The following is a 26460-nucleotide window of genomic DNA, read 5'->3' as shown; positions in this document are numbered from 1 at the left end:
GAGTATTACTCCGAAAAAAGCTCAACATCTCCTCCTTTGGGAGTGTACTTAACCCGCAAGCGGTACTCACTTTCGCGATCCATAATGGTTGAGTTATGAATAGATTTTATTTTCTTAACCAGCACCTTTCCTGTTTTTGGAAAAAAATACACCTTGCGCGGATAAGGCCCAAGTAAATCCTGTGCAACAATAGGAATGGCTTCATTGTGTAAATAATTCAACACAAACTCAGCATTGCGCTCCCCCACATTACTCATAGTAATGCCACGCAACACATTACCACCACCAAAAACCTTAGCCTCAAGGCGATTTCGATTAGCACCGGTTTTTAATAAGTGATTAATTAATAATTCCATAGCATAACTGCCATAACGTGCAGACTCAGCAAGCAAACCAGACTGATTGGATTCATCGTTGGGCAATAAAAAATGATTCATGCCACCAACACCGGAATAGCGGTCGCGCAAACAAACAGCCACACAAGAACCTAACACTGTGACAATCATTTTATTTGTCGAGGTTACGTAATACTCACCCGGTAAAATCTTGGCCGCTTCACAATTAAAGTAGCGGTCATGATAGGTATTAGGTGCAAAATGAACGTCCTGCTCAAGGCTCATAAGCCATACCTTCGCTACCATTGCCGGCTACAGAATGAACCACCTGATAGGTCGTCTTATTCACCAAACGAACCAAATGTGCAGCATGTGAAAAACTTTCTGAATGTCCCGCTATGTATAAACCTTCCGGTTTAAGTAGACGAATCATCCTTGCCAGCAAAATCATTTGGGTTGGCTTATCAAAATAAATCATGACATTGCGACAAAAAATCACATCAAATTTTCCTTCCAGCGGCCAATTTTTATCTAGCAAATTAATTTTTTTGAATTCGACCAACTGCTTCAATGCATCAATAACTTTAGCGTTGCCTGCATTACTGCCCTTCCCTTTGAGGAAAAATTGTTTTTTCTGTGATAGCGATAAGGATTGAAGGCGACTGAGCGAATAAACGCCGCGACTGGCTTCGGCCAACACATTACTATCGATATCCGAGGCAACAATCTCTACGGGTGGGTCGTAACGACCAAAAGCCTCGATTAATGTCATAGCAATAGAGTAAGGCTCTTCGCCGGTACTGGATGCAGCACACCAAACCCGCAAGCGCGCCGAAGAATTTTTATGCTTATTTGCATAAGCAGCAAGAATTGAGAAATGATGTGGTTCGCGAAAAAAAGCCGTCAGGTTAGTGGTTAATGCGTTAACAAATTCCTCCTGCTCGGACGGATTTTTTTCCAGATGATCCAGATAGCTTGAAAAATCGGCTAACCCAAGAACCCGCAGGCGACGAGCAAGCCGGCTATAGACCAGCTGTTTTTTGCTGTCCGCCAAATGAATGCCCGCTTTGCGATGAATAATCGCCCTGACGCGCTCAAAATCGGCAGGGCGATAACTAAACTCCCGCTCATCCATTAAAACTCTTCCCACTCATCATCCTGCGCAGATTTAGGTGGTGTTAGTTTTTTGGTGGTTGTAGTTGATGCGGCTTTAGGCTTTGGAGGTGATAGGCGTTTTTTGGGCACAGCGTCCTGCAGACTATCAGTTGCCAATTGGAATTGACCAACACTTTGGGTTAATTGATCGGCTTGGGCTTGCAAGCTTTCAGCAGCAGCAGCGGCTTGTTCAACCAAGGCGGCATTTTGTTGCGTCATTTCATCCATGTGTGACACAGCAGTGGACACTTCCTCTATACCCGTAGACTGCTCCGCTGAAGCTGCCGCTATCTCCGCCATAATGTCGTTAACACGTTTTATCGCACTCACTATTTCCTTCATAGTGTCGCCAGATTTTCCAACCAATTGATTACCGCTATCAATCTTTTGTACCGAATCCGATATCAGTGCCTTGATATCTTTTGCAGCATTTGCCGAGCGCTGGGCAAGCGTTCTAACCTCAGAAGCAACTACCGCAAAACCGCGCCCCTGATCACCCGCGCGCGCAGCCTCCACAGCGGCATTAAGCGCGAGAATATTGGTTTGGAAGGCTATGCCATCAATCACACCAATAATGTCGGAAATTTTTCGTGCCGATTCATTAATTGCATTCATGGTGGTGACCACCTGCTGAATCAAAGTGCCGCCATCGACTGCAACAGCAGAGGCCTGTTCAGCAAGCACGTTCGCCTGCTTGGCATTGTCCGCGTTTAATTTTACTGTGGATGTCAACTCTTCCATTGAAGAGGCTGTCTCTTCCAAATTAGCGGCTTGCTGTTCAGTGCGACTGGAAAGGTCAGCGTTACCCTGGGCTATTTCACTGGAGGCAGTAAAAATTGTGTCAGCTGCGATACGAATTTCACTGAGCATATCGGTAAGGCTTGAGGTTGTTTCATTGCAATAATTTTTTAAATCACCAAAGGTGCCAGCATAATCATCATCAATGGTCTCAGTGAGATCACCTTTGGCAATCGCACCCAATACTCGTGCAACATCTTTCAGGCCTTTATCGGCTGTGGTAACCAGTGTATTCAAACCCTCTACCAATTTCAGGAAGAAGCCATTTTTACCCTCTGTTTTTAATCGAACGCTGAAGTCGCCAGCAGCCGCGGCAGTGACTAGCTGACTCACCTCTTGCTCAATGGCAACTTCATCCGTGCGATCCAACCATTCCACAACAGAACCTAAACGCGAACCGTCTTTGGAAAAGATGGGGTTTGCAACCAACCGGAAAGAACGTTTTCCCACCACAATATTACCGGTATAAGTCGTAGTCAGACCTTCCAACAATTTCATTTGATGTGCAGGATTTTTATGGAACATATCCATATTGCTGCCCACAATTTTATCCACCGCGAAATGGGGCAATACCGCTTTAATGTCCGCCTCCGCAATCCGCAACATAGTTTCAACGGATTTATTCATGTAGATAATTTTACGGCTGGGGTCAGCAATCATCACGTTTGTTGTCGTTGTTTCAAGCGCGCCTAAAATGCGGCTCATTTCGTGCTCCGCAGCTACCTCCTTGGTTCTATCAATCCACTCAACAACAGAGCCCAAACGCTCACCGGAGTCGGCAAAAATCGGGTTGGCGATAAGACGAAAACTACAATCAGCTACGACAATATTACCTATGTAGGTATCGCGCAAATTCGCCAGCAAATGACTTTGATGCGCAGGATTGCGATGAAAAATATCCATATTACTGCCAATCACTTTATCGACTGAAAAATGCGGTAAAGCTTTACGCAGTTCGTTTTCTACCGAGCGAAGCATTTTTTCCACTGCCTTATTCATGTAGATAATAGTGCGCTCATTGTCAGCCACCATAACATTCGATGATGTGGAATTAAGGGCACTTAAAATCCTGTCCATTTTTCGCTGGGCATCAATATTTTTTAAGGCATGTTGGGTGATGTCCGTTGCATACTTAACCACTTTAATAACACGGCCGTTAGTATCGAGAATGGGATTATAACTCGCTTGAATCCATACTTCTTTACCGCCTTTACCGATACGCTTGTATTGACCCGCTTCAAAATCACCGCGCCCCAAGCTCTCCCAGAACCTCCGGTATTCATCACTCGCGCGATATTCGGCGTCAACAAATATGCTGTGATGGCGACCTTTAACCTCATCCAGGTTGTAGCCTGTCAACGCGAGAAAATTTTGATTTGCATTAAGAATGGTTCCATCCAGCGCAAATTCAATGACCGCCTGAACCCTATGTATGGCTGCCAATTGGCCGCGCATACCATCCAAATCCTGTGCATTCACTTTGACCAAATTTTTATTGCCACCAAAAAATTCAAATAAACTCATGGATCTTTCTCCTTAGGTTCTTGTGGCCGTAGCTTCAGCGGTATCAAATAAACCCAACTCATCGCTGGATATCAGTTCATTAATATCGACCAAAATAATCATTTGCTCGTTAACGCTAGCCAGCCCCAACAAATAACGGCTATTAAATGCAACACCAAAATCAGGTGGTGGCCGCAACTGCTCTTTTTTTAAACCAACCACATCAGAAACACCGTCCACCACCATGCCAACAATTCGGTTGCGAATATGCAACACAATCACAATGGTAAATTCATCATAGGTAGCTTGGCCGACGTTAAATTTAATGCGCAGATCAACAATTGGAACTATGTCACCACGCAAGTTGATCACACCTTTTATAAAAGGCGGGGCATTGGCAATCTTGGTTACTGATTCGTATCCGCGAATTTCTTTCACCGTCAATATATCAATTGCATAGTGTTCATCGCCCAAGCTAAAGGTCAGAAACTCCTGCAATTCATTGGTGAAGGATGATGGGGAGGATTGATCCATATACAAAAACTCCGGGAAATAATTAACCCACTGCAGTTAAATGCACTGAGTGATCTACTGCCAACGCCAGTGATTCCACATCCAAAATCAGCGCGACACTTCCATCGCCTAAAATAGTGGCACCGGCAACACCCTCTACACGTTTGTAATGTTGCTCCAAACTTTTAATAACCACTTGTTGTTGACCGACCAACGCATCCACAAATAACGCAAAACGATGCTTGGCAGTTTCTACAAGTACAACTATGCCTTTTGAAACCTCATTAAATTGCGGTTCCAGCTGCATAATTTTGTAGAGATGCAAGATCGGCCAGTACTCATTACGCACTTGCAACAACTGATCATTCGTCGCCAAGGTTTTAATATCTTTTTGTGCAGGCTGGATAGATTCAACAATATGAACCAGAGGGATAATAAATGTCTGATCGCCGACAGAGACACACATACCATCAACAATCGCCAGAGTTAATGGCAGGTGGATGGTGAAAACTGCACCCTTACCTTCATGCGATTCAATATGAATGCGACCACCCAAATTTTGAACATTGCGTTTCACCACATCCATACCGACACCGCGCCCGGAAATATCGGTGACGGCAGCCGCAGTGGAAAAGCCTGGGGCAAAAATAAGCTGCCAAACTTCTTCATCTTTAGGATTTTCACTGACAAGAATATTATTTTCGGCAGCTTTAGCCAGAATACGCTCGCGATTTAAACCGCCACCATCATCACTGATACTGATGACAATAGTGCCGCCCTGCTGCGCCGCCCTTAGCGTGACTTTACCAACAGGATTCTTTCCACGGGCCTGGCGTAACTCAGGCGATTCAATACCATGATCGATACTGTTGCGCACCAGATGTGTCAGTGGATCAACCAGTTTTTCGGTCAATCCTTTATCTAATTCTGTGTCGCCCCCCTCAATAACCAAATCGATTTGTTTGCCCAACTTGCCCGCCAAGTCACGTACCACGCGCGGAAAACGATTGAAAACAAAGGAGACTGGAAGCATTCGAATTGACATTACAGCCTCTTGAATTTCACGCGTATTGCGCTCCAATTCACTGGCGACTGCTTGAAATTTTTCAGCGATGGCACCTTCAAGGCTCTGCCCTAAAAGATTCATCATAGATTGCGTAATAACAATTTCGCCTACAAGATTAATCAGCTGATCGACCTTGGCAACATCTACACGAATTGATGAACTCTCTACCAGAGTTTCAGATGGCTTGTTTTTGGTGGGCTTTGGTAAATCACTAGTATTAGCAGGCTGGACTACCTGAGTATTGCTTTCTGCAATTGAAACAAGCGCAGGATTATTTGGAGATTGTGTGGCAGGAGCTGGCTGATGATTTATCGCGTTAGTTGATGGCTGGATTTGCTCCTCAAAAAACCCAAAGGCTTCTTCTTTATGGCTAGTGAGCAGGCTATCCACAAAACCAAAAACTGCATCGCTTTCTTGTGGGATTATTGGGTCAATCGGCTCATCAAAAAAACCAAAGGCATCATCACTTGCTGGCGCATCTTGTTCAAAAAAGCCAAATGCCTCTTCCTCTGCAACAGCCGCTGTTTCACTAAAAAGGCCGTAGCCCTGCTCCTGCTCATTAACGGGTTTAGCCTGCCCTGAAGCACCCGCGGTAACCAACTCCAACTCTTGGGTTAATTGGTGAATGCCTGCCCAATCAATATCTTCGCCCTGGCGATAGGCTCCCAAAATATCTTTTAATTTATCCACAGCGCGCAAAAACAAATCCACCATGGCAGCGGTAATGGATAAATTACCCTTGCGGATTTTATCCAACAAACCTTCCATGACATGGGTGGCACTGGTCAGCGCATCAAAACCAAATATGCCGCTACCACCTTTGATGGAGTGAGCCGCACGAAAAATACTATTGAGCATTTCGGTATCTGGACTGGCCACATCCAGTGTTAATAAAAACTGCTCCATTTCATCCAGGTGCTCCTGACTTTCATCAAAAAAGACAGTGTGAAATTGTTTCATGTCAATCGACATAAGCTATTCCTATCAGCAGAAACGTTTAGCTCTTACCTGGATACAATCCATTTATTTAAAGGACTAACCCATAACTTTTTTCGCTATTTCCAATAATTTATTAGGGTCAAAGGGTTTTACCATCCAACCAGTGGCCCCTGCCGCTCGGCCTTGGGCTTTCATTGCATCACTCGCCTCGGTAGTCAAAACCACAATGGGCGTGCGTGCGTGGGCTGGCAAACTACGCAGGGATTTTATTAAAGTTAGCCCATCCATATTTGGCATATTCTGATCGGTTAATACAAAGTCATAACTTTTTGTTTTACACAGGTTCAATGCTTCCAAGCCATCTTTAGCGGCAGTGACGGTATAACCTGCCATTTTTAAGGTGGCCTCCACCATTTGTCGCACCGACACAGAATCATCAACAATTAACACATGCTTGCTCATAGCCTTAACCTGCAATAACGTTTATTGGATTGATCGAATAACTGCACGTATTTTATTTCCCGGGGGAATTATCTCTACCGTTTGTGCGAGCCCACGAATAAGGTGTAAACCGCGACCAGAAAGTTTTTGATCGCTACGTTTGTCTAATTTAGTAGGGTCATAACCATCACCGGTATCCCTGACACCAATGGTTAAATCCGGATTGGTTGCTTCAGGATTCCATTCAATGGTCAGTTGAATAACATCTTTTGCTGTCAAGTTTTGCAGACGATTTTCACGCTCCTGAAAATAGAGGTCGAAACCATCTTCTTTTTCTTTAAGTGCAGATTCAAGCCGCAATATGCCGTGATCAATAGCATTGCTCACCATTTCACTCACAATTAAAAAAACAATCTGGCAAATGTTTTTTTCCAAACCGATATACTGCAAAAATTTATTCGCCAGGGGCGGAATTTCACATTCAGCAATCTGGCGCCCGGACAATTCAATTGCCCAGGAAAAGTGCCCAAAGCCTTCGGCGATTTTTCCTCGCAGGCCCTGGCCTGCTAATAATATGGAATTACCCAAGAGCATCTGACTTGGTGTGAGCGTACACATAGAAACATCGTCATTAAAACGCGCCTGCCCTGTGTGAATCTTCAGCGCCGAAATTAATTCATGGTGCAAATTTTCAGGTTCGGTTTCGATAATCTCCACCACCCGGCGCATGGAAAAACTCTCCCCGGTAGCATCGGCTGCTTCCAGCAGACCGTCTGTACAACCAAAAAGAAAACCGGTTTTGGGATAACGAAAGGTTTCTACTGTTGAATCGAATTGATGATCATCCAGTATGCCAAGTGCCATGTGCCGCGAGCGGAATGACTGCAGAATCTTGCCGGCGCTAACCCAGTAAGCAGTTGGCATTCCGCCGTTCCAGATGTGTAATTCACCCGTGCCCTGTTGGACATGAATAATCAACGCTGCTACAAATCGATCGGGGGGAGTATCGCGACTGAGCTTCTTATTAAGCTCAGTGACAATTGGCTGAAGATGAAAACCTTTGGCAACCATACTGTTAAAGATGGATACCGCCGGCATAATGGTAATAGCTGCAGATAGACCATGACCTGTGGCATCTGCCAGCATGAAATACAAATCGCCACTGGGAGACGTTCGCGCCATGGCAATATCGCCGCTGAATGACGAGGAGGACTGCAGCCAGGTTTCAACACCCTCTACACGCTGACTATTTTGCCCGAGTAGATATTCATAAATAAATTTAGCAACGGCTTCCTCGCGCTCTGACTCACGCTTGAAATGAGCAAGCTCAGCGTTTTGCAAACTAATCAGTTTTTGCATAGCAACCGAGTTGATCAAAGCACGTACTTTTAACGCCAACAATGAAAGATTAACCGGCTTAATAATGTAGTCAGCAATACCGCACGAAAAACAATTTTCCAAAAACTCCGGATCTTCATTAACAGAGATCATCATCACCGGCGGCACTGAATAGGTCGAGTCTTTGGCCAAGCTGCGCATCAAATCCAAACCTGTACCGTCACCTAAATCATAATCAAGCAACACCAGGTCAATCTCACCCGCTTTTTTTAGTGTCCGTTCAGCTTCTGCCAAACTGTATACCGACACTGTATTCAAGCCTTTACTGAATAAAAACTCACACAATAGCTGGTTGAGTAGTTGGTCATCATCGACCACCAAAATAGATAGGGATTTTTCCGACATCAATTCAGTCATGTGTGATCGCCGGTTTTTTATGTGAGGTATTCAAATATGCGTTGCATATTTGCCATATCCAGTATTTGCGCTGTCGCTCCCTTAGCCCCCTTGATATACATTTTTTTATTTGCCGCAGAAGCCCGGCGCTGCCACATCATCATCATGCCCAGCGCAGCACTGTCCAAATAATCTACCCGACCAAAATCAAAGACAATTTCATTGATAGCCGGGTTATCGATACAGGATGCACATTGTTTTTGAAACTCTTTGTGGTACCCGTAATCGAATCTTACAGGTAAAACCACTACCGCCCTCTCACTCATAACAACTCCAAATAGCGCTGCAGCGCTTGCTAATCTATATCGATAATCTTTTGGATATTTGCTAAACCCAGTATTTCTTTGGGTGCAGATTTCAGATTACTCATAATTAGTTTGCCGTTATTGGCCTGCACTTTTTTGTTGGACATAACAAGTAAACCTATGCCGGCGCTGTCGATATATTCCATTTCAATGCAGTCCAGCGTAATGTTGCCGCCTTGCTTTAAGGCCGCTGCGATGGCTGCATTAAACTCACCGCTTGATGAATAATCGAACCGCTTTGGCATACGGATGACAGCCGCTGTTTGAGTCATTAGTTACCCCTTGAGTTTAAAATAAATCCACCGAACCACTGACAATTGACGATGCAGATACGGGATTGTGTTTGTTGCGTGATTCACTTACCTGATATTTAGCCAGCTCTGCTTCCAGTGCTTGGGGATGCTTGGATACACTGTTGAGTTGTGCAATCAGCGGTAGCAATTCATTCAACAGGCAAATGCTGTAGTCCAGATTTTGTTTGGACATATCTTCGTACTGCAATGCACGTGTCGCGTTGTTTAATGCTTCAACCAATTCAACCACCAACAACTCCAACTGTTGTGTGGTTTTCTGGTCAGAATCGGCTTTAGCAATTAGCTGATTACTTATTTTTTGCATTTCTGCTTTTGCCAGTAGTACATAAGTCATATCTTGCGATGCAACTGTGCCCACAACCTGATCCAAATCGGCAATTGCATTAGCAATTCCACCTAATTGTTGCTGGATATCGCGGCTAAAACCGGCTGAACGATTGGAGAGCGCCCTAACCTCATCAGCAACTACCGCAAAACCGCGCCCAGCCTCTCCCGCTCGGGCAGCTTCAATGGCGGCATTGAGTGCAAGTAAATTAGTTTGTGAGGCGATTTGATCTATATCTTTTAATGCGCGGATTACATCGGGCATTTGATCGGCAATTTTCCCTACCTTTTCAACAAGCTCCATTGAAGACGCACTGATTTCTACAGTGGTATCGACAAAACGATTTAATAAATCATAAGTATTTTCTGCGAATAAACTCATGCGTGCAGATATAGTGTTTTTATCGGTATCGCCTTCATAAAGCAGTTGACTTAAGTAAAGTTGCTGTTGGTCAAGAAGATTTTTAATGGTACTAAACGACTGCACCAACACCTGTATCGCATCCGATTGGATAGCGATTTGTGCATTCAGGTTCTGCCCGGTCTCCCTCAGGGTAGAGTCCAGGATTTGGCTGGTAGCTTCGAGAGATGCGCCACTTAAATGCGGCAATATTTCAGATGTTGCAGTGGCAGTTGAACTAGCGCCCGCAGACATAGCCAACAACTGAATTCCAAACTGCTGGTAAAGGGCTAATACCGACGTAGCAAAAATCGCCGCCAATACCGGGTGAATCCATATGCCTAAAGCCGAACCCCCACAAAGGGCCAGCAGTATCACCAGTGCTTGCTTGATCGGCATAAGGTTGAAATCCCCTGCATTACTTAACAGGGCTTTAACCGCTCCTGTCATCCATTCGTATGTTTAAAAGTAGCAGGTTTATTTTTAGATGCTTGCAGCAATAACCAAGCGGTCGAAAATTTTTATGCTGTTGCTGCGATTGCTTGATACAAAACAAAAAATCCACTTAAAAAAATTACTGATATAACTAGAAGCAATCAGTACAGCATAAGGCTCCAACTTAAAAAGCAAAACGGCAGCCCAAAGGCTGCCGTTTTGTAAAACAATCAAGAAAACGGTTGTTTATCGCACCGCAACCACGCCTTCTTCGATCTTGGCTTTCCAAATTTGCGGGCCAGTGGTGTGTACCGATTCACCGCGCGAATCCACCGCGACAGTCACCGGCATGTCTTTCACATCAAATTCGTAAATCGCTTCCATTCCCAACTCAGGGAAACCCAGCACCTTGGCCGACTTGATCGCCTGCGCTACTAAATAAGCCGCACCGCCAACCGCCATAAGGTACACAGATTTATTATCGCGAATCGCCTCAATTGCCGCCGGGCCGCGCTCGGATTTACCAATCATGCCCAGCAAACCGGTTTGCTCCAGCATGGTGCGGGTAAATTTATCCATACGCGTGGCGGTGGTGGGGCCGGCTGGGCCAACGACTTCGTCGCGCACCGGGTCAACCGGGCCAACGTAATAAATGAAGCGCCCTTTCATGCTCACTGGCAGCGCTTCGCCTTTTGCGAGCAGGTCTGTCATCTTTTTATGGGCAGCATCGCGACCGGTAAGCATTTTGCCGGAGAGCAAAATCGTCTCGCCGGTTTTCCACTCTTGTACGTCTTCGGGCTTGATAGTGTCCAAATTCACGCGACGCACGCTGTCGCCCACTTCCCAGGTAATATCCGGATAGTCTTCCAGCGATGGCGGTGTTTGGAACGCCGGGCCTGAACCATCCAATACAAAATGCGCATGGCGCGTGGCGGCGCAGTTGGGAATGATCGCTACCGCTTTGTTGGCGGCGTGGGTAGGGTAATCTTTGACTTTGATGTCCACCACGGTAGTCAAACCACCCAGGCCTTGGGCGCCAATGCCCAAACGGTTCACCTTGTCGTACAGCTCAATGCGCAATTCTTCTGCGCGATTGCTTGCTCCACGTGCCTGTAGCTCTTGAATATCCACCGGCTCCAATAGCGCTTCTTTGGCGAGCAGCATGGCTTTTTCTGCCGTACCGCCAATGCCGATACCCAACATGCCCGGCGGGCACCAACCCGCACCCATTTCCGGCACCACTTTGAGCACCCAATCCACCACGGAATCCGAGGGGTTCAGCATCGCAAATTTGGTTTTGGCTTCAGAGCCGCCACCTTTAGCCGCCACATGCACGTCCACGGTATTACCCGGCACTATGTTGTAGTGGATGATGGCGGGCGTGTTGTCGCCCGTGTTTTTGCGCGCGCCATCCGGGTCAGCGAGGATGGATGCACGCAGCACATTGTCGGGGTTGTTGTAAGCGCGGCGCACACCTTCGTTAACCATATCGGTCAGGCTCATTTGTGCGTCCCACTGCACATCCATACCCACGGTAACAAACACAGTCACTATGCCGGTGTCCTGGCAGATGGGGCGATGGCCCATAGCGCACATGCGCGAGTTAATCAGAATTTGCGCCATGGCATCTTTAGCGGCTTTGTTAGCTTCGCGCTCGTAGGCTTTGTGCACGGCTTGGATGAAATCCACGGGGTGGTAGTAGGAGATAAATTGCAGCGCATCGGCGACGCTGTCGATCAGGTCTTGCTGGCGAATCACGGTTGGCATAAGCGCATCTCTTGTTATGAATCAGCTTTACTGATCCGTTGGGTTAAAGCGTTGACGAGTAAATTGCAGAACAAAAAGTGATGCCAATTCTACACCATCAAACCCGCCACTGGCGTTCCGGTGCCGGACTTTATCCGGCGAAAAAGTAGCCAATTCAACAACCAGCAACTAGGCTAAATTAAGTGCCATCGTTGAAGGAATTAATCGCCTATGAACGCTTTATCTCTTCGTTTCAAACTCAGCTTGAGCGTTGCACTCATTCTCGCTTTTAGCATGGGCACCCTCAGTTTTGTTGCCTGGAAATCCATGTCTAATAACGCCCGGGAATCCATCGCCCGCAGCGAAGCCTCCATGAAAGAAACGATTAATCATCGCCTGCTGGAAATTGCACAGGTAAGCGCATTGGAAACCAGCTCGCTCCTCAACCGAAACTTTGATGTCGCACTTCATTTGGCCAGCATCTTAAGTGGCACTGCACATGGTAGCGGAACCCCCTTGTCGCGCGCCCAAGTGAAACAAATGGCGTTTGATATGCTTGTGGCAACACCTTCGGCCTCATCTATATATGCGCAATTTGATACTAACGGCTACGACAACCGCGACAGCGAATTTCTGGGTGATACCAATTACAGTTCAGAAACAGGCAGCATGGGAATTTATTGGGTTGCAGAAAGCAGTGGCCCTGTATTCAGCCAAGTGAGCTATGCCGATCAATACGATGCAACGCTGGACACCAATGGTTTGCGCAAAGCCGAGTGGTATCTCTGTAGTCGCGATAATCGCAAACCTTGTTTGATGGAACCCTACCTCTACGAAGTTACGCCCGGCAAACAAGTACTACTAACCTCACTGGTAGCCCCGGTGCTGGCAAATAACCAATTTCGCGGCGTTGCCGGTATAGATATAGATTTGCCCGTATTACAAACTAATTTAGTTGCGCAATCGGCCAGTCTTTATAACGGCCAAACCAGTATGTATTTGCTCAGCCCACGCAACACGGTAGTCGCCAGCAGCTTGCACCCGGAATTTGTTGGCAAACCACTGCAAGCCGGAGACCCGGCACTCTTCGGAGTATTGGAAGCTAACAACAGCAATCAATTTATTCACCAGGATCAGATCATTACCATCCAACCAATCAAAGCTGATGCTGTCGCCACTGAATGGCGCATGGTTATAGTCACACCTTCGTCAATCGCTTATCAGGTAGTGGATGAACTAAGCCAGTCGATGCAAGAAAGCAGTGTCTCGACTGCTCGCAATATGATTGGACTCGCCATTATTTTGCTCGTGGTATTTGTAGCAGTCGTGTCTTTCTGGATCAAAAAATCCACTCAACCTATTGTCAACATGAGTGAAATGATGCGCGATCTGGCGAGTTCCGATGGCGACCTCACGCGCAAATTAATTCCATCCAATGACCGTGAATTAATTGATATGGCCGATGGTTTTAATGATTTCACTGAAAAATTGCGCGCCATGATACTCGCGCTAAAAGCCGATTCGATTCGTTTGAAAGAGCAAAGTAATAGCTTGACCGGAACCTCTAAAAACACTCGCTCAGCCACGGAAATACAAGTTGAGCAAATTCAAAATATTATGACTGCCATTCATGAAATGTCGGCGACGGCAAATGAAGTCGCCAAGCTCGCCAGCAACACCTCAAGCGATTCACAAGCATCAGTGAAAGAAATTAATAATGCCCGCGATTTATTCCAGCGCACGTTGGAAGAATTTAAAGGTGTGGCCACGGACTTTTCCAACTCCAGTCAAAATATCCAGCGCGTGGCGGAAAGCAGCCATCGAATTAGCGGCATTACCGATGTAATTCAGAGCATCGCAGCGCAAACCAACCTCCTTGCTTTGAATGCCGCTATTGAAGCAGCACGTGCCGGTGAGCAGGGGCGAGGTTTTGCGGTAGTGGCGGATGAAGTTCGCTCACTCGCAGCGCGCACCCAACAATCCACAGAAGAGATTAAAAATTTAATTCAAGGGCTACAGCAACAAGTTGACCAAACGGTTGTGCAAATCAATCAAAACACCCAGCGCGTTGGTGACACACTTTCTGAAGCAGAACATGCCTATGAGCGCTTGACTACAGCAACCCAGGGAATTAATTCCATTACCGATAGCGCCTATCAAGTGGCGGCGGCGGCAGAGGAACAAAATCAAGTTACCGAAGAAATTAATCGCAACATTTCTGCCATCGGCGATGCGACCCAAGAGCTTGAACGTCTATCACAGAGTGTGTTTTCCGCCAGTGGCAGCGTAGACAAAATCACCCAGGACATTGATGGCCACTTATCACAATTACGTTGTTAACAGACAGGCAGTTACTTTTAACTGATAGGAGATGTAGCAATGAAAATAATGAAAGGTTTGGCAAGCTTTTCTGTGTTGCTGGCGGTGACTGCACAACCTGTTCACGCTGCAGTGTCAGGAAAAATATCTTTGATGAGCAACTATCTCTCCTACGGTTTATCGCAAACTCTGGATGAACCGGCGGTGCAAATTACTACGACTTGGTCAGGCGAGTCAGGCTTATACCTCAGTGGTTGGGCATCGCAGGTTGACTTCGGTGAAGGCACAGACACAGAAATGGGCATTTATGCTGGCTATAGCATGAGCATTAATGAGGGATATTCGCTAGATGCAGGCGTCGCACAGTTTTTTTATGAAGGTGCTGATATCAGCGATGACTATAAATACAACGAAATTTATACGCTGCTCAGTACGCCGCTAATTAATCTCGGCCTTCATTACTCCTGGGATTACTTCGGCAGCGGTGCGGGTTACACCGTTGTACAAGCATCCAGACAATTTTCCATTAGTCATTTTTTCAACCTGACGTTAGGCGCTGATTACGCCGCAACGGATGATAAAAATCGCTACTCTATTTTAGGTGAGTCTGATTACCTGCACTATTTTGTGCGGGCGGAAAAAGAAATGATTGGTTTACAGTGGAGCTTGAGCCTACACGAAACAACTATGCCGGAATCTGAAACCGATGAAGCCAGGGTTGTAGCAGGTGTCGGTTGGTCTTTTTAATAAAATCTGCAGATCAATAACAAAACACCCGGACTGAGCCGGGTGTTTTAGTGCATACAAATAAAAAACAGAAATTAAGGTTTGGCGCCCAGCTGTTGTTTAATCTGCAGTAGCTCGCGATTCGTGCTGCGACGGAAATCATCGATAGCCGCGATTGCCTCATCGTTGTTGCGCACACGTGCAGCCAGACTATCCAGAGCGGTCATCTCCAGCGACATTTTGTTGAGCTGCTCTTCCAACTCCTGAACACTCTTTGATTGTTGGCTCACACTGTTTGCCATACCATCAATTTTTGCAGCAGCAGCATCTGCCACAGTTTTGTTTGCGGCTAATTCTTGCTTGAGCGAAGCCGTTGCCGTTTTCGCTTCAGTCGCTGCTTTTTGTGCATTGGCAGCGTCACGCCCAACGGCAGTCGTTTTTTCGTTGGCCGCTGCAATCGCTTTGCGATTGACTTCAACCAAACCGGCAACACGACGCAATTCGCCATCCATTTTTTTCAGATTGGATTGTAAAGTTACTACCGATGCACTGGACTCCTCAGATGTCAGGCTCAGTTGCTGCTCCAACCCCTGGATACGAGTATCCGCCTGCTTCAGCATGGCTTGCGCTTGAAATAACTGCCACCCTAAAAAACCTGCAGCAGCAACCGCAACCAAGGCTATAACCAATGCGACCAGGGGCAAACTACTGGTGGTTGGAGCTGGCCCCGCATAACTTGGTGCAGGGGCTGCCTTACGCGCCGGGCGACTGGAAAGAAAGTCGTCGTCTTGATCCCGCTGGGCAGATTGTTGGCGACGCACAACAGGTTCGGCTGGCTCTGACACAGCACCAGTGGATAATGTGGGTTCTCTGCGCTCCATAACAACAGTTACCTTAACGATGGGTCAGTGGAATAAATGGATTTTGAAAATCGATTATCGAGTGGGCGCATTTTATAGTAGCTGCAGGTACAAACATAGGCCGCCCTTTTCCCGCCATATAAAAACGGGCCCGCAGGCCCGTTTTTATTCAAATCTCCCGACATCTAACCGGCGGGCTGATGCATAAGGTGCATCATAAGATCTGCTTAGCCAGCATAGTTAGCGTTTACAAAGTCCCAGTTTACTAATGCCCAGAAAGCATTCATGTAGGTTGGGCGAGCATTGCGATAGTCAATGTAATAAGCGTGTTCCCACAAATCCACAGTCAGGATTGGGGTAACAGAAGCATCAGTCAACGGAGTTGCCGCATTGCTGGTATTCACAATCGCAACTGAACCGTCGGCTTTTTTCACCAACCAGGTCCATGAAGAGCCAAAGTTGTTGATAGCAGAGTTGGTGAAGTCTTCTTTGAATTTATCAAAAGATCCAAACGCTTTGTTGATCGCTTCTGCAACAGCACCAGTTGCTGCACCGCCACCGTTAGGACTCAAGCAATGCCAGTAAAAAGTGTGGTTCCAAATTTGCGCAGCATTGTTAAATACACCGCCAGAAGAAGTTTTGATGATTTCTTCCAAGGTTTTGCCTTCAAATTCAGTACCAGGAATCAAGCCATTCAACTTGTCTACGTAAGTTTTGTGGTGTTTACCGTGGTGAAATTCCAAGGTTTCCTTAGAGATATGAGGAGCCAAAGCGTCAATTGCGTAAGGCAATGCAGGTAGTTCAAAAGCCATGATGTTTCTCCTAATTCACGGTTGTATAAATTCAAGCCTTGTTCAAAATACGGGGCAGATAATACCAATTAAATCATTTTGGTTTTATTAAAAATTCGCTATAGCGATTTCATAAAAGCATCTGCCAAAAACAATTGCGGCCCACTAGGGGCCGCAACTATCGATGGGTCGACTTACATCATACCGCCCATGCCACCCATACCACCCATATCGTGGCCACCAGCGGCAGGTTTATCTTCTGGCAGATCAGCAACCATTGCTTCAGTAGTGATCATCAAACCAGCGATGGAACCAGCAGCTTGCAATGCAGTGCGGGTTACTTTGGCTGGATCGAGGATACCCATTTCAATCATGTCGCCGTATACGCCAGTTGCAGCGTTGTAGCCGTAATTGCCAGAACCCTTCTTCACTTGGTCAGCCACAACCGATGGCTCATCACCAGCGTTGGCAACGATTTGACGCAAAGGCGCTTCCATTGCACGACGTGCAATAGCAATACCGGCGTTTTGGTCTTCGTTGTCACCTTTCAGGTCAGCGATAGCAGCCACGGCACGAATCAGTGCAGTACCACCTCCTGGAACCACGCCTTCTTCTACCGCAGCACGGGTAGCGTGCAGGGCATCTTCAACGCGCGCTTTCTTCTCTTTCATTTCAACTTCAGTTGCTGCGCCCACTTTGATTACCGCAACACCGCCAGCCAATTTCGCTACACGCTCTTGCAGTTTTTCACGGTCGTAATCAGAAGAAGTTTCTTCGATTTGCACACGGATTTGTTGCACGCGAGATTTGATCTCGTCCGCATTACCAGCGCCATCAACAATAGTGGTGTTGTCTTTGTTCATGGTGACGCGTTTTGCAGTACCCAAGTGCTCCAAAGTTGCGCTTTCCAGATCCAGACCCACTTCTTCAGAAATCACAGTACCGCCAGTCAATACGGCGATGTCTTGCAGCATAGCCTTACGACGATCACCGAAACCTGGAGCCTTCACAGCAGCTACTTTTACGATACCGCGAATGTTGTTTACTACCAGAGTAGCCAGCGCTTCTCCTTCAACGTCTTCCGCAACAATCACCAGTGGTTTGCCTGACTTGGCAACGCCTTCCAACACAGGCAGCAATTCGCGAATGTTAGAGATTTTTTTGTCAACCAACAGGATGAACGGATGATCGTGCTCAACGCTCATGTTGTCCTGATTGTTGATGAAGTAAGGTGACAGGTAGCCGCGGTCGAATTGCATACCTTCAACTACGTCCAACTCGTTGTCCAGGCTGGTGCCCTCTTCAACGGTGATAACACCTTCTTTACCTACTTTTTCCATGGCTTCTGCAATCAGCTCACCCACAGAAGTATCGCTGTTAGCAGAGATGCTACCTACTTGAGAGATAGACTTTGTATCCGCACAAGGAACAGCAATAGATTGCACGTGTTTAACAGCAGCGGTGATCGCTTTATCAATACCGCGCTTCAGGTCCATCGGGTTCATGCCCGCAGCAACAGATTTCAGACCTTCGTTAACAATGGCTTGCGCCAACACGGTAGCAGTAGTGGTGCCGTCACCCGCATCGTCAGATGCCTTGGACGCAACTTCTTTCACCATTTGTGCGCCCATATTTTCAAACTTGTCTTTCAAGCTGATTTCTTTAGCAACAGAAACACCGTCTTTAGTAATGGTTGGTGCGCCGAAAGACTTTTCCAACACCACGTTACGGCCTTTTGGGCCAAGGGTTGCTTTAACAGCATCGGCCAAAATGTTTACACCGGCCAACATACGTTGACGTGCGCTATCACCAAATTTCACTTCTTTAGCTGACATATCTTTTCTTCCTACAATCTGTTGTTAACTCAGTAGGATCGCAAGAAGCGACCCCAGATTAAATTCGAATGCTGACGCCGGAATTAAACCAGCACAGCTTTGATGTCCGACTCGTTCAGGATCACCAGCTCTTCGCCATCGATGGTGATGGTGTCACTGCCGGCATATTTACCAAACACAACCACGTCACCCACCTTTACATCCAACGGGCGCAGCTCACCGCTCGCCAAAACGCGGCCATTACCTACAGCGACCACTTCACCTTGATTCGGCTTTTCTTTCGCAGCGCCAGACAAAATGATACCGCCGGCAGTTTTGGTTTCTTCTTCTTTGCGACGAATAACAACGCGATCATGTAACGGACGAATTTTCATGAATATTTGTCTCCTAAACAAACAGGTTAAACGAGCAAGGAGCTGGGTTTATTCGACGCCAAGCTCCGGCTTGATGACATATAGGGATGGTCTTAAAGGTTTCAAGGCCACCGGTTAGGCCACCGATCTACAGGAACACTCCGGAAACCGGTAACCAATAAAGCGGTGAGAGCTATCTGGGGTTGGAGGAGGGAATTTCAACAGCAACCATGAAAAAATCTGGCCTTATCGCCAGATTTTCCCAAGTTAGGCCAACTGTCAGGTGTTTTTTGAGCCGGAGGACTCGGAAGCATCAGGCGACTGTTCAATCAATACCCCCGACTTTGGCGATTTGCTATGGGCTGAACTCTGGTGCTCGTAAACATTGCCTTGCGCGAAATCGCTATTCTGAAATGGGTCTTGATGAAAATGCCCCGGCCTGAATCCGCTGGTATAAAAGCCCGATGTCGCAGTTTTGATAGCCATTTTTGCCAGCCAGCGTTTGAACATTAACCGCCGGATAAAGGGCACAAAACACAGCAGGGCCGCAAAATCACTAAGAAAACCGGGAATTATCAGCAGTACAGCGCCCAGCGCTTTAAACAGGTTATCCGCGAGTGACTGGGCGGGAAACTCGGCGCCACTGCGCAAGTTTTGCGCTGAACGCAACATGCTTGATGCGCCTAAATACCGCAGCAAGTTCATACCGAGAACAATCATCGCTAACAGCCACCCGATGACTACCAGAGCGCCCACCTGACTGCCGATTTCAATCATCAACCAAAGTTCAAGAACAGGCAGTATGAGTATCAAAAGGGGTAAGGGCATAACAGGTATCCGGAATGGGCAGATGCGCAGTCTACCATTTGTAGCTCAACCCCAGTGACATACGCGTGTCCTTATCTTGCCGTGTAGGTTGGGGGTCAGTATCCAACCAATAATCCAGCTTAAACTCGGAATAGATCCGCGCCAGAATCATGGAGCTGAGACCTGTTGAAGTTTTTAACTGTAAGTTAGGGTCGCCTTCCGTAGATTGCAGCACCTCATTGTTGTGAAAAAAACCTACTCCCCAAGGTAATTGATAGCGAAAATCCAGCGCCAGCCCCAAGGCGAGAAAGTCATCTGCAGATGCATAATTACCTGCTAAATCAACCGGTAGCTGATAGGTTTCATGGTGCTGCGCCAAACCGGACTTAAGAGACAAGGCCATGGCTTTATTATCAAAAAATTGATATCCCGCACCTGAACCCATGCGCTCATAGCTGCGCATACCACGCTGGGGATCAGCCCCGGCTAACAGGCTGTTGTACCAAAACCAATGCTCACCAAAAAACCAGTCCAATGAGTAACGACTATTCCAGCGTTTTTGTGGCCGAGAATAATTCCAGGAAGCACGTGAAAACTCACCACCAATCACGTGGCGAAAATCATTGCGCCTGAGCGTGAATTCACTTTGTGCATTCCATTCGTCACGCACTTCATTACCGCGCGAATAAGCCCCCCAAAGATTAATGCGCCCATGATGGGTAAAACTGCCTTTTTTGTACTCTTCATAAGGCATAAGGGTTTTTATACGCAGTAAAGAGGCGCGCTTGATACGCGGGGAATCACCACACTGGTAACGTAAAAACTCTTCATCCATAGGTTGCAGATGGCAAGGCGTATTGTTGCCATTGATTTTCAGTGCGGTGTCCGTTTGGATATTTTTGATGATATTTTTTTTAATGCGCTGTTCGCCAAAATGAGTGGACTTCCACAGCAGATATTCATCATCAATGCTGACCAACTCCCCTTCCAGACGATCACCATTTAGCAACTCAAGCACACCGGCAAAAGCGGCGGGGCTAAACATAATCAACATCAAGCTAATTAGTGATGCAATATTTTTCACAGTCAACCTTTTGGGTGGAGTGTTTATTTAGCGACAACTTGCCATTAAAGTGACACCCTCCAAATGCCGCAACAACATAAATGTTAATAGTGTTAACTTAGGTTTCCTTGAGTTTAGGGGCGTAAATTCCTGATTTCTGTTAGCAAATGAACGAGACAAGCACCGCATATGGGCAACAAAGACAGCAATAGAGAAGCAATTTACCTGGCACTGATGAATATTCCGCCGGGTAAGGTGGTCACCTACGGCCAATTGGCTGCATTAGCGGGCCTGCCGGGTGCGGCACGCTTGGCTGGCACCTTGCTCTGTGGTTTGCCGGAGCATACTCATTTGCCTTGGCATAGGGTGATTAATGCGCAGGGTAAAATTTCCCTGCCAGAATCATCGCCGGCTTACGCTGAACAAAAACGTCGCTTGCAAGCAGAAGGCGTTGAGTTTAAAAACCAAAAAATTAGCTTGCGCATTTACGGTTACAATACTTAAACATTCATTAGCACAGCATCCTGCAACCTATGCCTCACACATCTGATTCAACCGACAATAATTACCGGGGCTGGAGCGGAATTAAACGCGCATTTGCCACACCCTCTGCACTTACCTTGTTTTGCCTGGGTTTCGGCTCAGGCCTGCCATTTTTATTAGTTGGGGGAATGACCTTATCAACCTGGCTGCGCGATGCGGGCTTTGAATTGAGCGTTATCGGCCTGATCAGCTTTGCCGGTTTTTTTTATGTGCTCAAATTTTTATGGGCGCCATTAATTGACCGCTACAGCTTGCCTTTTTTGGGACGACGCAAAGGGTGGTTGGTAGTATCCCAGACTGTGCTTATTGCCAGCTTGATCGCCATTGCACTACTGGGGCCAGAATCCTCGCTGATGATGTTTATTGTTTTGGTAGGCCTTGCTGCATTTGCAGGAGCAACATTAGACACAGTGGTTGACGCCTACCGCATTGAAATCGCCGCAGTGGAATATCAGGCAGCGCTGGCGGCGACTTACATTTTGGGCTATCGAATCGCACTCATCATTTCCGGTGCTATGGCACTTTATCTTGCTGAATTATTTGGCTGGACCGCCGCTTATTTAATTATGGCGCTTTGTTTGCTGATTCCACTGTTTGCATCCTTTGTATCCAGAGAGCCCGATAGCTCGCAGGCGCTTGCAGTGCGCGAGGTACAACTGGTCGACGCTTTCGTAAAACCTTTTCAGGAATTTTTTTCACGCAATGGCACTACCTTGGCCCTGGCGCTGTTGTTATTTGTCGGCTTGTTTAGATTGCCCGATCAAATGATCGGCGTGATGTCCGGCCCCTTTTATTTGGACTCTGGTTACACCAAGGCTGATATAGCGACAGTCTCAAAATTATTTGGTGTCTGGGTGGGAATCGCAGGGGCCTTTATCGGTGGTATTTGTATAGCCATCTTTAGTTTGCGCAGCATGCTCGTGCTGGCCACTGTTGTGGTTTCTATTTCCAACATTGCTTATTTACTGATGGCCAACAATCCTGGGCAAGATTGGGCTTTTTTTGCTGCGATCAGTGCCGACAATATATCGCAGGGGTTTGCAGGAGTTGTGTTGGTGGCATTTATGTCGAGCTTAACCAACCAAAATTTCACCGCCACCCAATACGCCCTGCTCGCATCGCTGGCCAATCTACCGGGCAAATTTATTGGTGGCTTATCCGGCTATATCGTTGAGGCCACCAGCTATTCCTGGTTCTATGTAGTCAGTAGCTTGTCCGTCATTCCAACCCTGTTAATTCTCGCTTGGCTGTGGAACAAACTACACAAGAGCAAAACACCTTAAAAACAAAAAAGCCCTGTTGATTAAAACAAGGCTTTTGCCAAACATCACACCAATAAGCGAACCACATTTTTTAATCGCGGAAATTCTCAAACTGCATCGGCATACCTAATTCGGCAGCACGTAGCGCCGCAATACACTCCTGTAAATCATCGCGCTTTTTACCGGTCACGCGCACTTGCTCACCTTGAATGCTCGCCTGTACTTTTAGTTTTTTATCTTTTACCAGGGCGACAATTTTTTTGGCCAAATCTTTGTCGATGCCGGTACGCACGGTAACTTCTCGCTTCACTTGCTTACCCGCGCTTTTTATTTGGCCTATTTCCAAACAACTGACATCAATACCATTTTTTGCCATAGCAGGCCGGAGCAAATCCAGCATTTGATCAAGCTGCATCTCTGCATCCGCCGTAATGGTAATTACATATTCCTTAAGCTCGAAACTTGCATTCACGCCTTTAAAATCAAAGCGATTGGTGATCAAGCGCTGGGCCTGGTCAACCGAGTTGGTCAACGCGTGTTTATCAACTTCCGAAACCACATCAAACGATGGCATAACTAACCTCAAGTTTTCTCAATTTAACTAGTTTGAATTCATCAATATGGCTTATCAAACAATCAAGGTTGCAAAAGCAATAGCGCAAATCCAGAACAACATCGAACGTGAATACAGCGGCAAGCTCGATTTAACCAATGCAAATGAATAAGCAGGCTCGGTGTGGGTGGTGATCACATCCCCGGTAAGATCCTCAATGATATCCTGAGTCTCTTCCGCCATCTCCTCTTCCATTTCCGCTTTTTCTTGCGGATCAAGCTCCGCCATGGTTGCCGCTGAACACTCCGTTGGGGCACCCAGTGCACCGCGCAAACATTCGTTTAATACATAATCCGATGGGCTTTGTGTATCCAGCAGATTTTTGCGTAATGGACAGGTTTCAAAATTACCAACAAACGCCCATGTCACCCCCATTAAGCGCACTGCAGGCAACTCCAACAGCCATAGCCATTTATTTGCAGCATTGAAATTGTCGCTATTCAAAGGCGAAAAATCGCGATACAAAACACTCAAGCGATACAGCAGCGCACCAAAAGGCCCAGCAATAAAAAACCAGAATAGCACCGCAAAAGTACGTTCAAATCCGCGATAAGCAATAACTTTCAGTGCTTCAGTGTGCAGCTCACGCCAGTCCGACACCTCTGCACTATTGATATCAGCAGGGGCATTACCGCGTAAACGATCAAGCAATTGCGCTGCTGCCACCCCCTCACCGCGCGCTGCCAACGCAATATATTCGCGCGCATCGACCAAAATATTGCCACGCCCCAAACTATAGAGTAGCACCGGGACATAAAGAAAAAACAACCAATGCTTGCCCGCCAATTCGTTGATAAATAAAAACATAAACACTAAAACTACCAGCGGTATAAGCAGCGCAAGCAACAGTGGAGGTATGGGTGATGATGAAAACCCGGGAATTTTTTGCAGGCGGTTTATTAACCACTTAAACCAACCGTCATACTGAATGAAGCTGGCAGAGCCAAGCCAGTAGACAATTGCGAGAACAACAACCAAGCTGAGAAAAATCATTGTGTTTTATCACTCATCGATAAAAAAATAATACGAGGGCACTACAAAAGCGCTCGGCGAAAACGAACCCAATCAAAAGCCGGGCCGGGGTCGGTCTTGCGGCCGGGAGCCACCTGGTCATGGCCGGCGATGCGCTCAGCCGTTAGTTTAGGATAAGTCTGCATAAGCTGGCGAGTAACTTTCTCCAGTACCCGATATTGCTCATCACTGTAGGGCAGCTCGTCAGTGCCTTCGAGTTCTATGCCGATACTGTAATCATTGCAATTGGCGACACCATCAAAACTGGAGGCCCCCGCATGCCAGGCTCGCGCTGAAAATGGAACAAACTGGGTAATTGCGCCATTGCGCTCGATAAACAAGTGCGCAGAAACCTGCAACTGGGCAATAGTGGCGAAATAAGGATGTGCACTGACATCCAGTTTGTTTTGAAAAAATGCCTGAACATAACCACCGCCAAATTCACCCGGCGGCAAGCTGATATTGTGAATAACAAGCAAGCTAATATCCGTATCTTGCGGCCGCTCATTCCAGTTGGGCGATGGACAAACCTTGGCTCCCTGTAGCCAACCATCTTGGATGATCTCCCCCTCGGCTGCTGCCATAACTCACTCCACTTAAGCCGGGATGGTGCGGTCTTCCGCCCATCGCCGCAACTGTGTTATCTGCTCCGCCATAACAACCGACAAGGGACTCGTTGCTGCTATTTCGCGCAACAAAATATCGGTCGTGAGCGGTTGCCCCTCTGCGGCAGCCGAATACAATGCGGCGATAATAGCCTGCTCAACTTCCGAGCCGGAAAAGCCACTACTGGCTTCGGCAAGGCGCGGCAAATCAAAGTGCCGGGCATCACAACCGCGCTTACGCAGATGAATCGAAAAGATATCTTTGCGTACTGCCGTCTCAGGCAAGTCGACAAAAAAGATTTCATCCAGCCGCCCTTTGCGAATCAATTCAGGCGGTAAACGCGAAATGTCGTTACTGGTTGCGACAATAAACACGCGTGAGCGCCGCTCTGCCATCCAGGTTAATAAGGTGCCTAATAAACGTTGTGATACGCCATTGTCATTGCCATCTTGAGCCATTCCTTTTTCTATCTCATCCAGCCATAACACACAGGGCGACATGGCGTCGGCAAGTTTAAGCGCCTCGCGTAAATTGCGTTCGGTTTCACCGTGAAACTTGTTATACAACGCTCCCACATCCATACGCATTAACGGCAAACCCCATAAGCCTGCAACAGCCTTGGCCGCCAGGCTCTTTCCTCCGCCCTGTACACCCAGCAGTAAAATCCCTTTGGGGCGATCAAGCTTGGTATCCTCATCATTAAAAGCCTCACGGCGAGTGAGCAACCATCGTTTGAGGTTCTGCAAACCGCCCACATTGGAGAAATCCTCCGTCTGTAGTTCAAAGCTGACAACGCCCTCCATATCCAGAAGTGCAAATTTAGATTTATTAATTTTGGGCAGATCATCCTCATTGAGGGACCCATCATTCCAGATTGCACTGCGCACCAAACGGCGCACATCGCTAATACTCAAGCCCTGCAGATTATTCACCAGTTTTTTGAGTGTGATATTGTCAGTTTTAACTCGCGCCCCTGCGTGACGATCAGACCAATCTTTTGCCTCTTCGCGAATCACCTCCATGATTTTGTCATCGCTTGGCAACCTAAGTGCATAAGATGCACTGTAGCGCGAGAGTTCAGGCGGTAAGCGCAACTGATAACTGAGTAAAACCAGAGTGTGAGGTACAGCAAAATGATTAAGTGCAATATCCTTCAACAAACGTACTACTTGGGCATTGTCCGCCAGAAAGGGATGTAAATCGCAAAGAGCAAACATCGCCGGCTGATGCAGCTGCTTAATGTGACGCAACATTTCTTCCGGATCATTCAGGCTAGTACCTTTTGGAACCAACTGAGGGCCAAAATTCAAGCGGGTAAGACCATCAGTGAGCGACCAGCGGTGTAAATCCTTGCCCTGGGTATTGGCCACTTTTAGCAGAACATCCAGCGCTTTTTTCTCCTCAAAGGTCTCTATCACAACCAAGGGAATTCGGGCATCCAACAGGAGTTTTATTTCGTTAACATCTTGCACGCTTGCCTCCTTCGAGCAGGTGATGATTTAAAGGCGCAAGCATGCAGTGCGAGGTAACAGCTTGCAATGATTTGATGCAACGCAAACAAGAGCCTGTTCCCAGAGCAAAGTTTTCTGTTTAAATAGAGAGA

25 protein-coding genes are annotated in these 26460 nt (G+C 47.0%); 4 read left to right on the top strand and 21 right to left on the bottom strand.

The genetic code is table 11. The features are described 5' to 3' along the window. Positions 1–5: 5 nt before the first annotated feature. The 11 genes from cheD to ACFODX_RS12835 all read right to left on the bottom strand — a co-directional run bounded on the left by cheD (position 6) and on the right by ACFODX_RS12835 (position 12089). Entirely contained in the window at positions 6–620 is a 615-nt protein-coding gene (cheD, locus tag ACFODX_RS12885) for a chemoreceptor glutamine deamidase CheD (protein ID WP_378119726.1), read from the bottom strand. Further along, a complete protein-coding gene (locus ACFODX_RS12880) occupies positions 610–1485 on the bottom strand; it encodes a CheR family methyltransferase (protein WP_378119724.1) in 876 nt (291 codons plus the stop codon). The genes cheD and ACFODX_RS12880 overlap by 11 nt, the downstream gene beginning before the upstream one ends. Continuing rightward, positions 1470–3812, bottom strand: a complete 2343-nt coding sequence (locus tag ACFODX_RS12875) for a methyl-accepting chemotaxis protein (protein ID WP_378119722.1) — start codon at positions 3810–3812, stop codon at positions 1470–1472. Before ACFODX_RS12875 ends, ACFODX_RS12880 begins: the two co-directional genes overlap by 16 nt. A 12-nt stretch (positions 3813–3824) precedes the next feature. Further along, positions 3825–4325, bottom strand: coding sequence for a chemotaxis protein CheW (locus ACFODX_RS12870; protein WP_378119720.1), 501 nt, complete (start codon positions 4323–4325; stop codon positions 3825–3827). A gap of 22 nt (positions 4326–4347) precedes the next feature. Beyond that, the gene (locus ACFODX_RS12865; protein ID WP_378119718.1) at positions 4348–6342 is read right to left on the bottom strand and encodes a chemotaxis protein CheA; all 1995 of its coding nucleotides are present in this window, start codon (positions 6340–6342) and stop codon (positions 4348–4350) included. Between the two features lie 63 nt (positions 6343–6405). Further along, entirely contained in the window at positions 6406–6771 is a 366-nt protein-coding gene (locus ACFODX_RS12860; protein WP_378119716.1) for a response regulator, read from the bottom strand. A gap of 21 nt (positions 6772–6792) precedes the next feature. Further along, positions 6793–8505, bottom strand: coding sequence for a SpoIIE family protein phosphatase (locus tag ACFODX_RS12855; RefSeq protein WP_378119714.1), 1713 nt, complete (start codon positions 8503–8505; stop codon positions 6793–6795). A 17-nt stretch (positions 8506–8522) separates the two neighbouring features. Beyond that, positions 8523–8810 carry an STAS domain-containing protein gene (locus ACFODX_RS12850; protein ID WP_378119712.1) on the bottom strand — a complete coding sequence of 96 codons (288 nt, stop codon included), beginning with the start codon at positions 8808–8810 and terminating at the stop codon, positions 8523–8525. 29 nt (positions 8811–8839) lie between these two features. Further along, the gene (locus tag ACFODX_RS12845) at positions 8840–9121 is read right to left on the bottom strand and encodes an STAS domain-containing protein (RefSeq protein WP_378119710.1); all 282 of its coding nucleotides are present in this window, start codon (positions 9119–9121) and stop codon (positions 8840–8842) included. Between the two features lie 16 nt (positions 9122–9137). Further along, entirely contained in the window at positions 9138–9791 is a 654-nt protein-coding gene (locus ACFODX_RS17435; RefSeq protein ID WP_449245519.1) for a methyl-accepting chemotaxis protein, read from the bottom strand. Positions 9792–10568: 777 nt separating this feature from the next. Then, positions 10569–12089, bottom strand: coding sequence for a fumarate hydratase (locus ACFODX_RS12835; protein ID WP_378119705.1), 1521 nt, complete (start codon positions 12087–12089; stop codon positions 10569–10571). A gap of 210 nt (positions 12090–12299) precedes the next feature. On the opposite strand from ACFODX_RS12835, the gene ACFODX_RS12830 reads away from it, so the two are divergent. Both ACFODX_RS12830 and ACFODX_RS12825 read left to right on the top strand, forming a co-directional pair. Continuing rightward, positions 12300–14408 (top strand): methyl-accepting chemotaxis protein, encoded by a 2109-nt coding sequence (locus tag ACFODX_RS12830; RefSeq protein WP_378119703.1) that lies wholly within the window; start codon positions 12300–12302, stop codon positions 14406–14408. 39 nt (positions 14409–14447) lie between these two features. Next, the gene (locus tag ACFODX_RS12825) at positions 14448–15134 is read left to right on the top strand and encodes a TorF family putative porin (RefSeq protein ID WP_378119701.1); all 687 of its coding nucleotides are present in this window, start codon (positions 14448–14450) and stop codon (positions 15132–15134) included. 74 nt (positions 15135–15208) lie between these two features. Here ACFODX_RS12825 and ACFODX_RS12820 read toward each other — a convergent pair whose 3' ends face one another. From ACFODX_RS12820 to ACFODX_RS12795, 6 genes are all read right to left on the bottom strand, one after another. Then, positions 15209–15994, bottom strand: a complete 786-nt coding sequence (locus ACFODX_RS12820) for a hypothetical protein (RefSeq protein WP_378119699.1) — start codon at positions 15992–15994, stop codon at positions 15209–15211. A 206-nt stretch (positions 15995–16200) separates the two neighbouring features. Beyond that, positions 16201–16785 (bottom strand): Fe-Mn family superoxide dismutase, encoded by a 585-nt coding sequence (locus ACFODX_RS12815; RefSeq protein ID WP_378119697.1) that lies wholly within the window; start codon positions 16783–16785, stop codon positions 16201–16203. Positions 16786–16958: 173 nt separating this feature from the next. After that, a complete protein-coding gene (gene groL, locus ACFODX_RS12810) occupies positions 16959–18599 on the bottom strand; it encodes a chaperonin GroEL (protein WP_378119695.1) in 1641 nt (546 codons plus the stop codon). An 83-nt stretch (positions 18600–18682) separates the two neighbouring features. After that, entirely contained in the window at positions 18683–18973 is a 291-nt protein-coding gene (locus ACFODX_RS12805) for a co-chaperone GroES (RefSeq protein ID WP_007643943.1), read from the bottom strand. Between the two features lie 258 nt (positions 18974–19231). Next, a complete protein-coding gene (locus ACFODX_RS12800; RefSeq protein WP_378119692.1) occupies positions 19232–19780 on the bottom strand; it encodes an FxsA family protein in 549 nt (182 codons plus the stop codon). A 31-nt stretch (positions 19781–19811) separates the two neighbouring features. Next, a complete protein-coding gene (locus tag ACFODX_RS12795; RefSeq protein ID WP_378119690.1) occupies positions 19812–20843 on the bottom strand; it encodes a DUF481 domain-containing protein in 1032 nt (343 codons plus the stop codon). A 168-nt stretch (positions 20844–21011) separates the two neighbouring features. On the opposite strand from ACFODX_RS12795, the gene ACFODX_RS12790 reads away from it, so the two are divergent. Further along, positions 21012–21326, top strand: coding sequence for an MGMT family protein (locus ACFODX_RS12790; protein ID WP_378119688.1), 315 nt, complete (start codon positions 21012–21014; stop codon positions 21324–21326). 29 nt (positions 21327–21355) lie between these two features. Then, entirely contained in the window at positions 21356–22648 is a 1293-nt protein-coding gene (locus tag ACFODX_RS12785; protein WP_378119686.1) for an AmpG family muropeptide MFS transporter, read from the top strand. Positions 22649–22718: 70 nt separating this feature from the next. Here ACFODX_RS12785 and ACFODX_RS12780 read toward each other — a convergent pair whose 3' ends face one another. Genes ACFODX_RS12780 through ACFODX_RS12765 form a run of 4 tightly spaced genes read right to left on the bottom strand, consistent with a single transcriptional unit; the run spans position 22719 to position 26329 of the window. Next, positions 22719–23201 carry a YajQ family cyclic di-GMP-binding protein gene (locus tag ACFODX_RS12780; protein WP_324257737.1) on the bottom strand — a complete coding sequence of 161 codons (483 nt, stop codon included), beginning with the start codon at positions 23199–23201 and terminating at the stop codon, positions 22719–22721. A 54-nt stretch (positions 23202–23255) separates the two neighbouring features. Then, positions 23256–24233: a regulatory signaling modulator protein AmpE gene (gene ampE, locus ACFODX_RS12775; protein ID WP_378119683.1), complete on the bottom strand. Its 978-nt coding sequence runs from the start codon at positions 24231–24233 to the stop codon at positions 23256–23258. A 41-nt stretch (positions 24234–24274) separates the two neighbouring features. Next, the gene (ampD, locus tag ACFODX_RS12770) at positions 24275–24835 is read right to left on the bottom strand and encodes a 1,6-anhydro-N-acetylmuramyl-L-alanine amidase AmpD (protein WP_378119681.1); all 561 of its coding nucleotides are present in this window, start codon (positions 24833–24835) and stop codon (positions 24275–24277) included. A 12-nt stretch (positions 24836–24847) separates the two neighbouring features. Continuing rightward, a complete protein-coding gene (locus tag ACFODX_RS12765; protein ID WP_378119679.1) occupies positions 24848–26329 on the bottom strand; it encodes an AAA family ATPase in 1482 nt (493 codons plus the stop codon). Positions 26330–26460: the final 131 nt, after the last annotated feature.

This window comes from Cellvibrio fontiphilus, assembly GCF_042646205.1.
GTDB classification, from domain to species: domain Bacteria; phylum Pseudomonadota; class Gammaproteobacteria; order Pseudomonadales; family Cellvibrionaceae; genus Cellvibrio; species Cellvibrio fontiphilus_A.
The sequence above is the reverse complement of the archived record's forward strand: the minus strand, read 5'-3'. Positions and strand labels throughout refer to the sequence as shown.

What these genes read in the sequence shown, in the direction of transcription:
- ACFODX_RS12835 (WP_378119705.1), bottom strand. Translation starts at nt 12,089, where the DNA reads ATGCCAACCGTGATTCGCCAGCAAGACCTGATCGACAGCGTCGCCGAT.
- ACFODX_RS12815 (WP_378119697.1), bottom strand. Translation starts at nt 16,785, where the DNA reads ATGGCTTTTGAACTACCTGCATTGCCTTACGCAATTGACGCTTTGGCT.
- ampD (WP_378119681.1), bottom strand. Translation starts at nt 24,835, where the DNA reads ATGGCAGCAGCCGAGGGGGAGATCATCCAAGATGGTTGGCTACAGGGA.
- ACFODX_RS12825 (WP_378119701.1), top strand. Translation starts at nt 14,448, where the DNA reads ATGAAAATAATGAAAGGTTTGGCAAGCTTTTCTGTGTTGCTGGCGGTG.
- ACFODX_RS12870 (WP_378119720.1), bottom strand. Translation starts at nt 4,325, where the DNA reads ATGGATCAATCCTCCCCATCATCCTTCACCAATGAATTGCAGGAGTTT.
- ACFODX_RS12805 (WP_007643943.1), bottom strand. Translation starts at nt 18,973, where the DNA reads ATGAAAATTCGTCCGTTACATGATCGCGTTGTTATTCGTCGCAAAGAA.
- ACFODX_RS12865 (WP_378119718.1), bottom strand. Translation starts at nt 6,342, where the DNA reads ATGTCGATTGACATGAAACAATTTCACACTGTCTTTTTTGATGAAAGT.
- ACFODX_RS12875 (WP_378119722.1), bottom strand. Translation starts at nt 3,812, where the DNA reads ATGAGTTTATTTGAATTTTTTGGTGGCAATAAAAATTTGGTCAAAGTG.
- ACFODX_RS12790 (WP_378119688.1), top strand. Translation starts at nt 21,012, where the DNA reads ATGGGCAACAAAGACAGCAATAGAGAAGCAATTTACCTGGCACTGATG.
- ACFODX_RS17435 (WP_449245519.1), bottom strand. Translation starts at nt 9,791, where the DNA reads ATGGAGCTTGTTGAAAAGGTAGGGAAAATTGCCGATCAAATGCCCGAT.
- ACFODX_RS12820 (WP_378119699.1), bottom strand. Translation starts at nt 15,994, where the DNA reads ATGGAGCGCAGAGAACCCACATTATCCACTGGTGCTGTGTCAGAGCCA.
- ACFODX_RS12845 (WP_378119710.1), bottom strand. Translation starts at nt 9,121, where the DNA reads ATGACTCAAACAGCGGCTGTCATCCGTATGCCAAAGCGGTTCGATTAT.
- ampE (WP_378119683.1), bottom strand. Translation starts at nt 24,233, where the DNA reads ATGATTTTTCTCAGCTTGGTTGTTGTTCTCGCAATTGTCTACTGGCTT.
- cheD (WP_378119726.1), bottom strand. Translation starts at nt 620, where the DNA reads ATGAGCCTTGAGCAGGACGTTCATTTTGCACCTAATACCTATCATGAC.
- ACFODX_RS12830 (WP_378119703.1), top strand. Translation starts at nt 12,300, where the DNA reads ATGAACGCTTTATCTCTTCGTTTCAAACTCAGCTTGAGCGTTGCACTC.
- ACFODX_RS12855 (WP_378119714.1), bottom strand. Translation starts at nt 8,505, where the DNA reads ATGACTGAATTGATGTCGGAAAAATCCCTATCTATTTTGGTGGTCGAT.
- ACFODX_RS12800 (WP_378119692.1), bottom strand. Translation starts at nt 19,780, where the DNA reads ATGCCCTTACCCCTTTTGATACTCATACTGCCTGTTCTTGAACTTTGG.
- ACFODX_RS12860 (WP_378119716.1), bottom strand. Translation starts at nt 6,771, where the DNA reads ATGAGCAAGCATGTGTTAATTGTTGATGATTCTGTGTCGGTGCGACAA.
- ACFODX_RS12785 (WP_378119686.1), top strand. Translation starts at nt 21,356, where the DNA reads ATGCCTCACACATCTGATTCAACCGACAATAATTACCGGGGCTGGAGC.
- groL (WP_378119695.1), bottom strand. Translation starts at nt 18,599, where the DNA reads ATGTCAGCTAAAGAAGTGAAATTTGGTGATAGCGCACGTCAACGTATG.
- ACFODX_RS12780 (WP_324257737.1), bottom strand. Translation starts at nt 23,201, where the DNA reads ATGCCATCGTTTGATGTGGTTTCGGAAGTTGATAAACACGCGTTGACC.
- ACFODX_RS12850 (WP_378119712.1), bottom strand. Translation starts at nt 8,810, where the DNA reads ATGAGTGAGAGGGCGGTAGTGGTTTTACCTGTAAGATTCGATTACGGG.